General features: G+C 69.8%; 10 protein-coding genes, 1 tRNA gene and 1 riboswitch. Of the genes, 4 read left to right on the top strand and 7 right to left on the bottom strand.

Annotated elements, in window-relative coordinates; translation table 11 throughout:
* The first annotated feature begins 106 nt into the window (after positions 1–106).
* Both EOV43_RS14000 and EOV43_RS13995 read left to right on the top strand, forming a co-directional pair.
* Positions 107–182, top strand: a tRNA-Thr gene (locus EOV43_RS14000).
* 290 nt (positions 183–472) lie between these two features.
* On the top strand, positions 473–1117 hold the full coding sequence (locus tag EOV43_RS13995) for a TetR/AcrR family transcriptional regulator (RefSeq protein ID WP_128221840.1): 645 nt from the start codon (positions 473–475) through the stop codon (positions 1115–1117).
* A 109-nt stretch (positions 1118–1226) separates the two neighbouring features.
* On the opposite strand, the gene EOV43_RS13990 is transcribed toward EOV43_RS13995, so the two are convergent.
* Positions 1227–2582, bottom strand: a complete 1356-nt coding sequence (locus EOV43_RS13990) for an AI-2E family transporter (RefSeq protein ID WP_128221839.1) — start codon at positions 2580–2582, stop codon at positions 1227–1229.
* 331 nt (positions 2583–2913) lie between these two features.
* Here EOV43_RS13990 and EOV43_RS13985 point away from each other — a divergent pair, with 331 nt between their 5' ends.
* Entirely contained in the window at positions 2914–6318 is a 3405-nt protein-coding gene (locus EOV43_RS13985; RefSeq protein ID WP_128221838.1) for a pyruvate carboxylase, read from the top strand.
* Positions 6319–6362: 44 nt separating this feature from the next.
* On the opposite strand, the gene EOV43_RS13980 is transcribed toward EOV43_RS13985, so the two are convergent.
* Positions 6363–7193 (bottom strand): hypothetical protein, encoded by an 831-nt coding sequence (locus EOV43_RS13980; RefSeq protein ID WP_128221837.1) that lies wholly within the window; start codon positions 7191–7193, stop codon positions 6363–6365.
* Positions 7194–7521: 328 nt separating this feature from the next.
* Between EOV43_RS13980 and EOV43_RS13975 the strand changes: the two genes are divergently transcribed.
* Entirely contained in the window at positions 7522–7983 is a 462-nt protein-coding gene (locus EOV43_RS13975) for a hypothetical protein (RefSeq protein WP_206611335.1), read from the top strand.
* 29 nt (positions 7984–8012) lie between these two features.
* On the opposite strand, the gene EOV43_RS13970 is transcribed toward EOV43_RS13975, so the two are convergent.
* The 5 genes from EOV43_RS13970 to EOV43_RS13950 all read right to left on the bottom strand — a co-directional run bounded on the left by EOV43_RS13970 (position 8013) and on the right by EOV43_RS13950 (position 12935).
* Positions 8013–8492 carry a hypothetical protein gene (locus tag EOV43_RS13970; protein ID WP_128221836.1) on the bottom strand — a complete coding sequence of 160 codons (480 nt, stop codon included), beginning with the start codon at positions 8490–8492 and terminating at the stop codon, positions 8013–8015.
* Positions 8493–8577: 85 nt separating this feature from the next.
* Complete coding sequence (locus EOV43_RS13965; protein ID WP_128221835.1) at positions 8578–8892, bottom strand: DMT family transporter; 315 nt, start codon at positions 8890–8892, stop codon at positions 8578–8580.
* A gap of 16 nt (positions 8893–8908) precedes the next feature.
* Positions 8909–8973, bottom strand: a riboswitch (guanidine-III (ykkC-III) riboswitch).
* Between the two features lie 57 nt (positions 8974–9030).
* Positions 9031–9870: a helix-turn-helix transcriptional regulator gene (locus tag EOV43_RS13960; RefSeq protein ID WP_164878660.1), complete on the bottom strand. Its 840-nt coding sequence runs from the start codon at positions 9868–9870 to the stop codon at positions 9031–9033.
* A gap of 151 nt (positions 9871–10021) precedes the next feature.
* The gene (locus EOV43_RS13955; protein ID WP_128221833.1) at positions 10022–11116 is read right to left on the bottom strand and encodes a TY-Chap domain-containing protein; all 1095 of its coding nucleotides are present in this window, start codon (positions 11114–11116) and stop codon (positions 10022–10024) included.
* 106 nt (positions 11117–11222) lie between these two features.
* Positions 11223–12935, bottom strand: a complete 1713-nt coding sequence (locus EOV43_RS13950) for a phytoene desaturase family protein (RefSeq protein ID WP_239022140.1) — start codon at positions 12933–12935, stop codon at positions 11223–11225.
* Positions 12936–13158: the final 223 nt, after the last annotated feature.

The following is a 13158-nucleotide window of genomic DNA, read 5'->3' as shown; positions in this document are numbered from 1 at the left end:
GCCCTTCTCCGTCCGGGGAGGGGCCGCCGATTCACAGGTGGGTCAGTGTGTCCGTATACTCGCCTTCGGTTGTTCGTCAGTCCCTCCGGGGGCGAAACGTACGCCTGCCGCCTTAGCTCAGTTGGTAGAGCGATTCACTCGTAATGACTAGGTCGTCGGTTCGATTCCGACAGGCGGCTCCACCAGAAGGCCCCCGATCCGCAGAGATGCGGATCGGGGGCCTTCGTCGTTCTCTGTCAAGGCCCCTCGGTCGTGGGAGTGCGGGGGTGCCGCGTTGGTCCTGAGGGCCGGGAGTGGCTTGCTTTCGGCGCTTTCGCCCCCTGCGTCACGAGCCTCGGGTACGCTGATGCACAGTTTGTTGGGACGGTGTGCAATTTTCGCCTCATAGAGTCCAGAAATAATCTCAATTCTTTTCTGGATCACAGTTAGGGTGGCCTCACCGCATCACGACTCAGACAGGTTGGTTGGTCCCATGGCAGCAGGACTGCGCGAGCGCAAGAAGCGCCGCACCGTGAACGCAATCGAGCAGGCCGGCGTCCGTCTGGCGCTCGAGAAGGGCTTCAAGGACGTCACCGTCCAGGAGATCTGCGACGAAGCGGACATCTCTCGCAGCACCTTCTTCAACTACATGCCCTCGCGTGAGGCAGCGATCTTCGGCCGACCGCTGAAGATGGCGCCGCGCGAGGAGGCCTGGGCGGTGCTGGAAGAGGTCGCTCCGTTCTCGCTCCTCGGCGCGATCATGCAGATCTCCGTCCTCTCCATCGGCGGTGCAGAGATCAACCAGGAGGTCGCTGCGGGACGCAACCGTCTGCGCGACGAGCAGCCCGAGTGCCTCCCCCTGCTGCTCTCCCCGATGACGTCGTACTCGCTCGAGCTCGTCGCGATCGTCGCCGAGTGGCTCGCGGTCGACCCCTCGCGCAGCCTGCTGCCCGGCGTCGGCCCCGTCCGAGAAGCCACGCACATCGTCAACGTCGCGGTCGGTGCGCTGAACGCTCTCCTCGCCGAGATGCGTGAGGGCGACGACGACATGCTCACCTTCGAGACTCTCTCCGGGCTGGTCGGCGAGATCCGCGACGTCGCCTCCGCGCTCGTGGCACCTGCGCTCGTCAACGCCTGAGCCTGAGACGCCCGGGTCTCCCGGCGCGTCGTCCCCTGTGCGAAGCACGAGGGCCGCCCGACGCACTGCGTCGGGCGGCCCTCGTGTCGTTCACGTCGAGGCGTGGTGCTCAGTCCGCGTCGTGGTGGTCCGCGACGGGGCGTCGCGCTGCGGCCACCGCTGCGGCCACACGCTCCTTGAGCGTCGGGCGGCTGCCGTCACCGAGCACCACCACTGGCGGTGTGTCCGCGGTCGCGGCAGCCACCGCGTCCTGGGCCACCACCGTGGCGTTCACCTGCTCGTTGAGGTAGCGGAAGATCACCGCGGCGACCGCAGCCACCGGCACTGCCAGGAACGCGCCGGCGATTCCGAAGAGACCCGATCCGAGCGTCACCGAGAGCAGGACGATCGCGGGGTGCAGGTCCATCGACTTCGACTGCAGCACCGGCGAGAGCAGGTTGCCCTCGACCTGCTGCACCACGACGATCAGCACCAGCACCCACAGGGCGCCGGTGAGGCCGCTCGAGACCAGCGCCACCAGCACGGCCACCGCACCGGCGGCGATCGCGCCGACGATCGGGATGAAGCCACCGAAGAACGTCAGCACCGCCAGCGGCACCGCCAGTGGGACGCCGATGGCGATCAGGCCGATGCCGATCAGCACGGCGTCGATCGCGCTGACGATCGCCTGGGTACGGATGAAGCCGCCCAGCGTGTACCAAGCCCGGCTCAGCACCTCCACCAGGTGCGCACCCACCGACGGGCCGGTCGAGCCGCGCAGCCAGGGCAAGAACTTGCGGCCGTCCTTGAGGAAGAAGAAGGTCAGGAACGCGATCACCACGAGGTTGATCAGCACCGACGTCACCGCGCCGACACCCGACAGGACGCCGGAGGCGATCACGTCGGCGGAGTCGGTGAGGCGCTTCTGGACCGACGCGATGAACTCGTCGATCTGTTCCTTGTTGAAGAGGTTGGAGTCCTGGACCCAGTCCTGGACCTTCTGCAGGCCCTTGACGGCGTCGTTGGCGATGTCGGTGCTCTGGCTCGCCACCGACGGTGCCATCAGGACGAACGCCCAGATCACCAACGCCACGCTGCCCAGCAGCGTCGTCACCGCGGCCAGTGCAGCCGGGAATCGCAGGAACCGCTCCATGGCCCGCGACACCGGTGCCAGCACTGCGCTGATCAGCAGGGCCAGCGCGACCGGCATCAGGATCGTCCAGGCCTTGCCGACGACGAGGCCCAGGATCACCAGGGCGAACGCGATCAGGATCCAGCGACCGCTCCACGTGGCCAGCCACGAGATGCCGGCCCCGATGACGCGCTCCCGGCTCGGCGCAGCGGCACTCTGTACGGCCACGTCCACCTCGACCCGGGGCGTGGTGCCCGCGACCACTGCAGCCTGGGGCGGGCTGGGGACGTCAGGGCCCTCGCCCGTCTCGATCCGTGGGGGTCGGGGTTCGTTCTCAGGGGTGTGCTCTGGCATGGCGTGAGTGTGCCACGGGCGGCCTCGAAGGGGCAGGGAGAAGTGTGGCGGTCCGGTCACGATCCTGACCGGAGAGCGTGATGACCTCGTCGGTGACCTGGGAACGGGGAGGCCGGGTGCCACATTGGCGAGACACTTTGTATCGTTGAGCGCAACAGGTTACTCAACGCTCACCTCCACGACGATGCCGCCCCGGGCGCGTACCCGCGCGTAGGGGAGGGGTGCGAGACTCCTGCCACCGTGGGGACCGGTCACTACCGACGACCTACCCCGGATCACGACCCCCTGCAGTCGACCGTCCACACCCAGACACGTCGAGGTGAAAACCCCCATGTTCTCCAAGGTTCTCGTAGCCAACCGTGGCGAGATCGCCATCCGAGCCTTCCGCGCCGCCCATGAGATCGGCGCGACCACCGTCGCCGTCTTCCCGCACGAGGACCGGGGCTCCGAGCACCGCCTCCGCGCGGACGAGGCGTACCAGATCGGGGATCTCGGCCACCCGGTCCGCGCCTACCTCGACGCCAAGGCCATCGTCGAGGTCGCCGTGAAGGCCGGCGCTGACGCCGTCTACCCCGGTTACGGCTTCCTGTCGGAGAACCCCGAGCTCGCCGAGGCGTGCGCGGAGGCCGGCATCACCTTCATCGGTCCCGGCGCCGACGTGCTCACCCTGACCGGCAACAAGGCCCGCGCGATCGCGGCGGCCAAGGCTGCCGGCGTCCCGACCCTGCAGTCGGTCGAGCCCGGCACCGACGTCGACGCCCTCGTCGTCGCCGCCGAGGCCATCCCGACCCCGCTCTTCGTCAAGGCCGTCGCCGGTGGCGGTGGCCGAGGCATGCGTCGCGTCGACGACCGCGCCGCGCTGCGCGAGGCGATCGAGGTCTGCATGCGTGAGGGCGAGGCCGCCTTCGGCGACCCGACCGTCTTCATCGAGCAGGCCGTCGTCGAGCCGCGCCACATCGAGGTCCAGATCCTGGCCGATGGCCAGGGCGGCGTCGTCCACCTCTTCGAGCGCGACTGCTCGGTGCAGCGTCGTCACCAGAAGGTCGTCGAGATCGCTCCCGCGCCCAACCTCGACCCCGCGATCCGCGACGCGATGTGCGCCGACGCGGTGCGGTTCGCGAAGGAGATCGGCTACAAGAACGCCGGCACCGTCGAGTTCCTGCTCGACCCTGCCGGCAACTACGTCTTCATCGAGATGAACCCCCGCATCCAGGTGGAGCACACGGTCACCGAAGAGGTCACCGACGTCGACCTCGTGCAGTCCCAGATGCGGATCGCAGCCGGCGCCACCCTGGCCGACCTCGGCCTCTCCCAGGAGACCATCCAGTTGCGCGGTGCCGCACTCCAGTGCCGCATCACCACCGAGGACCCGGCCAACGGCTTCCGCCCCGACACCGGCAAGATCACCACCTACCGCTCCCCGGGTGGCCCCGGCGTCCGCGTCGACGGTGGAACCACCTACACCGGCGCCAACGTCTCGGCCCACTTCGACTCCCTGCTGGCCAAGCTCACCTGCCGCGGCCGCACCTTCGAGAAGGCCGTCGAGAAGGCCCAGCGCGCCGTCGCCGAGTTCCGGATCCGCGGCGTCGCCTCCAACATCCCGTTCCTCGAGGCCGTTCTGGCCGACCCCGACTTCGCCGCGGGTCGCGTCACCACCTCGTTCATCGAGACCCACCCGCAGCTCCTGCAGGCCCGTCGCACCGGCGACTGGGGCTCCAAGCTGCTCGTCTTCCTGGCCGACGTCACCGTCAACAAGCCGTACGGCAAGCCGACCATCACCGTCGACCCGATCACCAAGCTCCCGACGTTGCCGCCGCTGGCCAAGGGCGAGTCGGTCCCGGCCGGTTCGCGCCAGCAGCTCCTCGAGCTCGGCCCCGAGGGCTTCGCCGCCGCGCTGCGCGCCCAGAAGGCTGTCGCCGTCACCGACACCACCTTCCGTGACGCCCACCAGTCGCTGCTCGCCACCCGCGTGCGCACCCGCGACCTGGTCAACGTCGCCGGTCACGTCGCCCGCACCACCCCCGAGCTCCTCTCCCTGGAGGCCTGGGGCGGCGCCACCTACGACGTCGCACTGCGCTTCCTCGCCGAAGACCCGTGGGAGCGTCTGGCCGAGCTCCGCAAGGCCGTCCCCAACATCAACCTTCAGATGCTGCTGCGTGGTCGCAACACCGTCGGCTACACCCCGTACCCGACGGAGGTGACCACCGCGTTCGTCAAGGAGGCGGCTGCCACCGGCATCGACATCTTCCGCATCTTCGACGCCCTCAACGACGTCGAGCAGATGCGTCCCGCCATCCAGGCGGTCCGCGAGACCGGGACCGCGCTGGCCGAGGTCGCGCTCTGCTACACCGGCGACCTGCTCGACCCGGCCGAGAAGATCTACACCCTCGACTACTACCTCGAGCTCGCCGAGAAGATCGTCGACGCCGGCGCGCACGTCCTCGCGATCAAGGACATGGCCGGTCTGCTCCGTGCCCCCGCCGCGAAGGTCCTCGTGACCGCGCTGCGTGAGCGCTTCGACCTGCCGGTGCACCTGCACACCCACGACACCACCGGCGGCCAGCTGGCCACCCTCACCGCCGCCATCGACGCCGGGGTCGACGCCGTCGACGCCGCCTGCGCCGCGATGGCCGGCACCACCAGCCAGCCCTCGCTCTCCGCGCTGGTCGCGGCGACCGACCACACTGAGCGCGAGACCGGCCTCGACCTGGCGGCCGTCAACGCCCTCGAGCCCTACTGGGAGGCGGTTCGCCGTGTCTACGCGCCGTTCGAGTCGGGTCTGCCCGCGCCGACCGGTCGCGTCTACCGTCACGAGATCCCCGGCGGCCAGCTGAGCAACCTGCGTCAGCAGGCGATCGCGCTGGGTCTGGGCGAGAAGTTCGAGGCCGTCGAGGAGATGTACGCCGCGGCCAACGACATCCTCGGCAACGTCCCCAAGGTGACCCCGTCGTCGAAGGTGATCGGCGACCTCGCCCTGCACCTCGTCGCCGTCGGTGCCGACGTCGCCGACTTCGCCGAGAACCCCGGCAACTACGACCTGCCCGACTCCGTGGTCGGCTTCCTGTCGGGCGAACTGGGCGACCCGCCCGGTGGCTGGGCCGAGCCGTTCCGCACCAAGGCGCTGGCCGGTCGCACCTGGAAGAAGCCCGTCGAGGTCCTCACCGGTGAGCAGGAGGCAGCACTCGTCAACGACGACGCCGCCGTGCGCCGCGACATGCTCAACCGCCTGCTGTTCCCGGCCCCGACGCGTGAGTTCCACGAGTCGCGCGAGCAGTTCGGTGACGTCTCCGTCGTCCCGACCCCGGCCTACCTCTACGGCCTCAAGCGCGGTCACGAGACCGTCGTGAAGCTGTGGGAGGGCGTCGAGATCAATGTCGGCCTCGAGGCCATAGGTGAGCCCGACGAGCGCGGTTTCCGCACCGTCCTGCTGACCTCCGACGGCCAGCTGCGCCCGGTCTCGGTCCGCGACCGTTCGGTGGTCGCCGAGGTCGCTGCCGCCGAGAAGGCTGACTCCTCGGTGCCCGGCCACGTCGCGGCCCCGTTCGACGGCACCGTCGCGGTCAAGGTCGCCGTCGGTGACACCGTCGAGGTCGGTCAGACCGTCGCCGTCATCGAGGCCATGAAGATGGAGGCCTCCATCACCGCCGCCGTCTCCGGTGTCGTGGAGCGGATCGCCGTGGCCGGTACCCGTGCCGTCCAGGGCGGCGACCTGGTGCTGGTGGTCACCCCCGCGTGAGCGGAGAACGACTGACGTAGACCCGGTGGTGCGGGGGAGCGGGCTCAGGCCCGACGCCCCCAGCGCCACCGGGTCTTCCGCGTCTCCGGCATCGATGCGTCCGTCTGATCGACGACCGGTTCCGCCGCGGCGGCTTCCGCCGGTCGAGGTCGCGGCGTGTAGACCGGCTCACGCACGGCTGGCCCCAGCGTGGCGTCCAGGGCTGCTGCGGTGGCCGCGGCGGGGTCGGCGAGGGCTGCGTGCGCCCGCGCGACGACGTCGACGAGCGCGCCGGGGTCGGTGTGCGGGCTGGAGAGCAACGTCATGACGTCGTCGGAGGGCAGCAGCACCAGCGACCCGCTGGCGTAGGTGAGGGTGAGGCTGTGGACCTCGGGCAGCCCCAGGCCGCGCAGCACGCCGTGGCAGCGGCTGGCGACGATCGCCAGCGTCGAGGCGCTGGGGGTGCCGAAGAGGCGCAGCGCGGTGAGGTTCTCGTCGAGCAGGACCGTCCAGTCGGCACCGGCGTGGGCGTGCACCGCGCGCAGCACCTCGTCGATCCGGGCCATCGACTCGGCGCCGTGCCGGGCCCGGACCCAGATCGCCTCCGAGGCGTGCCGGGCGCGGGGGCCCTCGTCGTCGCGCGGCAGCAGGAACGGAGTCGTGGTGCCCGCGCTCAGCGAGGCGTGCAGCAGCAGCTCGTGGCTGGCGCTCCACTCCACGGCCGCGGTGATCGCACGCGGCCCGTCGACGACGACGCGCTGCAGCGGTCCCGTGCCCAGGACGCGGTCGAGCTGGGCTGCCATCCGGGAGGCGTAGTGCAGGGCTGGTGCCAGACGTCCGCCGGTGCCGTCGTCGCCGCGGAACTGTCCGGCGCGGCCCACGGTGAAGGTGCGCACCAGAGTGGCGCGTGGCCCTCCAGCGTCAGGCCCAGCGTCAGGCCCAGCGTCAGGCCCAGCGTCAGGCCCAGGGTCAGGCGCAGCGTCAGGGGAGGGGCCGGAGGTGGTGGGCGGATGAACGGGGTCGGCGGTCGTCGTCATGGTGTGCCTCCGTCATGGGGGTCCTGGAGACGGGCAGGGAAGTCGCGATCCCACCTTCCGTCCCCCATGGCCCCGGCGGAAGGGATCTCACACGGAGTTCACACAGACGAACCGGGGTTTTACATCCCCGACGCACATCGCCGACGCACAGCAGGCGAGGACGTCGAGGATGGGTGACAATGGACCCATGCGTTTCACCGAGCACGAACTCACCCAGGCCCTGCACGGCGCCGCCAAGTCGGTCCTCTCGTCTCGCAAGGACGTGCGCAAGGGCAAGGTCGACGTCGAGGTCCTGTGGAGCACGATGGACAAGTTCGAGCGCTACCAGCTGCTCGAGGGCCTGGGCAGCCAGCTGCTGCCGGTCCTGATCGCGCTGCCCGACGTCGAGGTCGCCGCCAACACCAAGGCCACCTTCACGCGTGAGCAGGTCACCGCGACCGTCGAGCAGGTCATCGGTGACGCCGGCGGCAAGCTGCGCCGCAAGGCTGCGGTCGCGATGACGGTTGCGCTCGTCGAGGTCGCCCTCGACAAGCTCCCGGTCCGCCGCGACCCCGACGGTCTGCTCAAGGCCGAGTCCGAGGACGACATCGAGAAGGCGCTCGCCGACTTCCAGGTCCCCGACTCGCTCGAGGGCCTCGAAGGGTTCTGACGCCTCAGGTCACTGCTGCTGGAGCAGTCTCAGGCGGGTTCGCCGATGGTGATCTTCAGTGGCGCCGGGGTCGCCGTGCCATCGCTGCCCTCGATGGTCGCGGTCACGGTGGTGACGGCCTGACGCCCCGCCTCCTCACGCCACCAGCACCAGCCGTTGGTGCTCTGGCCTGCACGGATGGTGCCACGCAGCAGGAACTCGGTGCTGGTGGAGACCTGGGTGAACCCTTCGAAGCCCGAGTAGGACATCAGCGAGGACGGGGTGTCCTCGTCCGGCACCGGGCTGAAGTTGAGCGTGACGGTGAGGTCCTCGGCGCTGGGGTTGGTGACGGTGATCTCGCCGGCCTCGTGCGGGTCGGTGCTCGAGGGGGTGAAGGCAACCTTCGCCTGCCCGGCCGAAGGAACGGTGGAGGTCGCGAACGCGGGGGCCGTCGCGGCCACGGTCACGGCGGGCATGGTCCAGGCTGCTGCACGCAACAGTTGACGGCGGGAGGTCTCGGATTTCGTCACACGAGCGATTTTGTCACCGTTCGCCGTCATTCGTGGACGGAATGCAGGGATTGCTCGTGTCCTGTTCGCGACACCCGAAACGTCTTCAGTGAGCCAGCTTGAGGCCGATGACGCAGCCGATCAGACCCACGATCAGGGCGATCTTGAGCAGACTCACGGTCTCGTCGCCGGTGGCCATCGCCCAGGTCACCGTCAGAGACGCACCGATCCCCACCCACACTGCGTACGCCGTCCCGATGGGCAGGGTGCGCATCGCGTAGGCCAGTCCGGCCATCGAGGCCAGGATCGCGACGCCGAAGACGACGCTCGGGCCGAGTTTGCTGAACCCTTCGGAGCGGCCCAGGGCCGTGGCCCACACGGCTTCCAGGACTCCGGAGATCACGAGAACGATCCAAGCCATGACGCTTCACCTCTTCGGTGGCCGTCTTGTCGCTGTCCGGGTACGGCTCGCCTCGTCCGGGGCGCCGGTGGCGGCACCGCTGTCGACGGTAGCAAAAAGGCCGCACCGGGTCATCCCGGTGCGGCCTCCTGCGTCAGGTCACTTGTCGAGCAGGCCCCACTGGACGGCGGTGCGGGCTGCGATGGTGCGGTTGGAGGCACCGAGCTTGCGCATCGTCGAACGCAGGTAGGCCTTGACCGTCTCGGGGCTGAGCCCGAGCTCGGCCGCGACCTCGACGTTGGTGGCACCGAAACCGACGATCCGCAGGACGTCGATCTCACGCGGGGTGAGCTCGGCGAAGTCGGGACGCTGCGGCGGCAGCGAGCCGCCGAGGTCGGCGTGGATCCGGTTGAGGCGCATCCGCATCGCGGGGTCCGGGGTCTCGGCGATCAGGCGCGCGAGGTCGGCCAGTGCGGCACGCGGGTTGGGTCCGGCGGGTGCGGGTTCGCCGCGCAGCGACTTCTCGACGTCGCGCTGCAAGCCACGTGCCACGGTGTGCGCGGAGCGGATCGCACGCATGCTGACGGGCTCGTTGTCGCGGTTACCGCCGTAGAGGACGCCCTGGACGAGGCCCTGGACCATCACCGGGACGGCGACCAAGGACGTCAGTCGTTCCTGGTCGACGATCACGGAGTCGAAGTCGTGGGTGATCTCGTCGTTGTCGGCGTAGAGGTCGACGCGCGCCTCCGTGCCCTCCTTGATGACGCGGCCACCGAGGCCACGTCCGGGCTCGATGACGAGCCCGTCGAGTCCGTCACCCTGGGCTCCGACGAGACGGCTGATCACCAGGCGTGCGCCGGTGCCGTCCCAGCGGATGGCGCCACCGAAGACGACCGGCAGTCCGCTGGCGCGGTGCAGTCGCTGGAGGCGTTCGGGGAGGAGTCGACAGATGAGCGCATGCGCTTCTTCGCGCTGCGACGGTCCCTGCGTCGTGGTCACCCGATTCATTTTGACCGCAAAGGGTCGCCCCGTCACTTCCGCGAGGCGGTTTTGGAAACATTCGTGCAACAACGGGACTCGGATCACACCCCGCTTGGGGGTGGCATCGCCTGAAGGCCTGTCCAGACGGACGTGTGTCGCTCACAATCCGTCAGCGGCGGACGGGTTCGAGCAGTGCCGGACGCGCCGAGGACAGTAGCGCGAGCCGGTCGGAGGCGCGCACCGAACGTCCCCCCACGTGCAGGGTGATCGCCAGGTGCTCCGGCGTCGCGACGCCGAACGTGGTGCGCAACGCTTCGACCGAACGGTCGACGTGCCGCGACAGGCCACTGAGGTCACCGAGCAGGACGTGGGCCTCGCCGGCGTCGGCGAGCTGCCAGCCGTGACGGACCAGACGACGTTGCGCGAGCTGGCCGGGACGCAGCTCCGGCAGCACCTGGTCGTTGCTGCTCAGCTCGGACTGCACCAGGCCGGAGTCGTAGGTGGCCAGGATCAACGTCGGACGTCCGGTGTCACGGGGGCAGCCCGAGACGGGGTCGAGGTAGGTCAGGGAGACGACGGTGCGGCCTTCCTCCGCCCGGTGCGTGGCGTCGGCCAGATGGACCCCGAGACGGCTGACCAGCGCCCGCCACGGATCGTCCAGGTCGTCGGCACCGTGTACTCGACGGGTGACGATCGTCTGCTCGTCGACCTGTTCCACCAGTTCGGCCAGCCCCGGGAGGTCGCTCACCTCCACCGTCGGTGAGGCGAACGGACCCTTCGGGAGGCCGAAGGAGTGCGGGAACCAGCCGTAGGCCTCGCGCACCTCGAACCGCCCGTCGGGGAACTCCCGCAGCAGTTCACGCACCGACTCGTGGTCGTCGGCCTGCACGGCGGCGTGCAGGCGCGGGAGCGGGGCGTCGGCCGTGGGCAGGACATGGTCCTGCGGGGACAAGGTGCGTCGGGCGAGGTCGACGGTGCCCGGCGTCAGGTCGCAGCGCTCCCCGCCGTCGACCGCGGTCACCACCACCGGGCCGTGCAGCACCGGCACCGGCCGCATCCGCAGGGCGTACATGAACTCGTGGGCGTCGATGTTGATCGCCCACTTCAAGGCCGAGGCGCGCGGGTTGACGTGCGCGAGGAGACCGTCGATCAGCTCGAACGAGTCGTAGGGCCCGCGCAGCAGATGGCCGAGTTCGTCGTCGGCCGCCGGGCACAGGTACGGACCCGTCCCCCCGGTGGTCATCACCAGAGCCGTCGCGCGCATGTGGGGGTGGTCCTGCCTCGTCGTTGAGCTGCACCTGGGCGGGGCCCCGTACAGCCGGACCCGCAGGCAGAACTCTAGGTCGCAGGCGCAGACCGGCGTGGCCGTTTCACCTCACCGGGTGACGGTCGGGACGCGTGTCCCGACGCACCACCGATCCCGGCTTGGAGACCACCAGCGGATCCCAATCGGGGCCGTCGACGGGCAGGACCTCGGGCCGCCCGTACCGCCGCCCGTCAGCCATCTCGGCGAACAGGTCGCGGCCCAGCACCGCGCCTGCCGTACCGGCGCCACCGTTGAGGGTGGAGACGATCCCGTGCATGTGCTTGGTGCCGGCGCCGGCCAGGAACAGTCCGGGGACCGGCGAGGTGACGTCGGGACGGAACGGACCGATCTGGTCCCACGTCATCTCCAGGCCGTAGACCGTGCCGTGGGTGGCCAGGGTGAAACGTTCCTGGGTGATCGGGGTGGAGGCCTCCACGTGCACCAGGTGCTCGCGCAGGTCCGGCACCACCAGGCAGGCGGTGTCGATGACGGCCTGGGTGATGCGTTCCTTCAGCTCCAGGTACTCGGGATGGCGGGAGTACTTCTCACCCGCGTGCGGGCCACCGGCGCGCAGGGACCACGCGTAGTACTGCGGCGGCGCGATCGTCACCAGTTCCAGCGTCGAGAAACCGGCCGGCGCGGTGTGGGTCGAGGTGGGGTCCTTGAGGGTGCCCGAGGTCATGAAGACCGGCACCTGCTCACCGATCCGGCCCTCGTAGGCCTCGGTGTAGAACGCCTCGAGGTCGGAGTGCGGGTAGATCCACTGCGTCGCGTTGGACAGCAGGTCCCGGACGTCGACGTCGAGCGCGAGGTAGACCGTCACCAGCGGCAGCGCGGGCGTCCAGTTCTCGGCCTTGCGCAGCAGCGGCTTCGGCAGGTGCTCGCGACCCACCAGGCCCAGGTAGGTGCGCTGCGGGTCGGCGTTGGAGACCACCGCCTCGGCGCGGATCTCGGTGCCGTCGAGCAGGGTGACGCCCACGGCGCGGCCCTTCTCGATCATGATCCGGTCCACCAGCGTCTTGGTGCGGACCTCGCCGCCGTGAGCCTGGATCACCTCGACCAGGCGGGCCGGGATCACCTGCCCGCCGCCGTGCGGGTACCAGGCGCCCGAGATCAGGTAGTGGTCGAGGAACCCGGCGTGCACGCCGACGGTCGCCTTCGACGGGGGCGCGGAGTAGTCGCCGCACTCGCCCGCGATCACCGTGCGCGCCACCTGCGAGAGCTGGTACTTGTCGAAGAGCGTCGCCAGTGGGCGCAGGCCCCAGCGCAGCAGTGACGGCGAGGAAAGGTTCTTGCGGACGCCGCCGAGGGGGCCACGCGGGGTGTCGCGCTTCATCTCGGTCGCGACCTGGCGCAACGTCGAGACGACGGCCCGGACGTTGGCGGCCTCGTCGGGGAAGGTCTCCTCCAGGCGTCGGGCATACGCGTCCCAGCCGGCGGGGACCCGGAAGCTCACCTCGGGGGTGGTGATGACGGAGAAGCCGTCGGGGTCGAGGCGGCACCACTCGATGCGGTCGTCGATGCCGAGGGCGCCCATCAGGGTGCGGACCTTGCCGCCCGGTTCGCACTCGCCGATGTAGTGGACGCCGACGTCGAACTCGAACTTGTTGCCCTTGCGACGGAACACCTGCGAGCAGCCGCCGACCACCTGGTTCTGCTCCAGCACGAGCACCTTCTGGCCGTTGGTGGCCAGGAACGCGGCGGTGGACAGGCCTCCCAGGCCCGAGCCCACCACGACGGTGTCGTAGTGCTTGTCGCTGCTGCTGGTGCCGATCACGCGTGCGCTCCGCTCGTCCGGGGTGTCCCTCCAGGGGACAGTGTGACCTGCGGCACCCGATGTGGCGACCGGACCCTGCTCACCCCCTGCGTCGCACCTCTGGGTCGCACCTCTGGCGGACGTCATCAGGATCGCGGGCCCAGAGCCGCGATTCCTATGACGTCCCGCCGCCGTGATCTCCGGGACGTCATAAGGATCGAGGGCTCAAGGACCCGATTCCTAT

The organism is Nocardioides yefusunii, assembly GCF_004014875.1.
In the GTDB taxonomy this organism is placed as follows: Bacteria; Actinomycetota; Actinomycetes; order Propionibacteriales; family Nocardioidaceae; genus Nocardioides; species Nocardioides yefusunii.
Note: the sequence above shows the minus strand (reverse complement) of the source record. Positions and strands in the feature narration are given on the sequence as shown.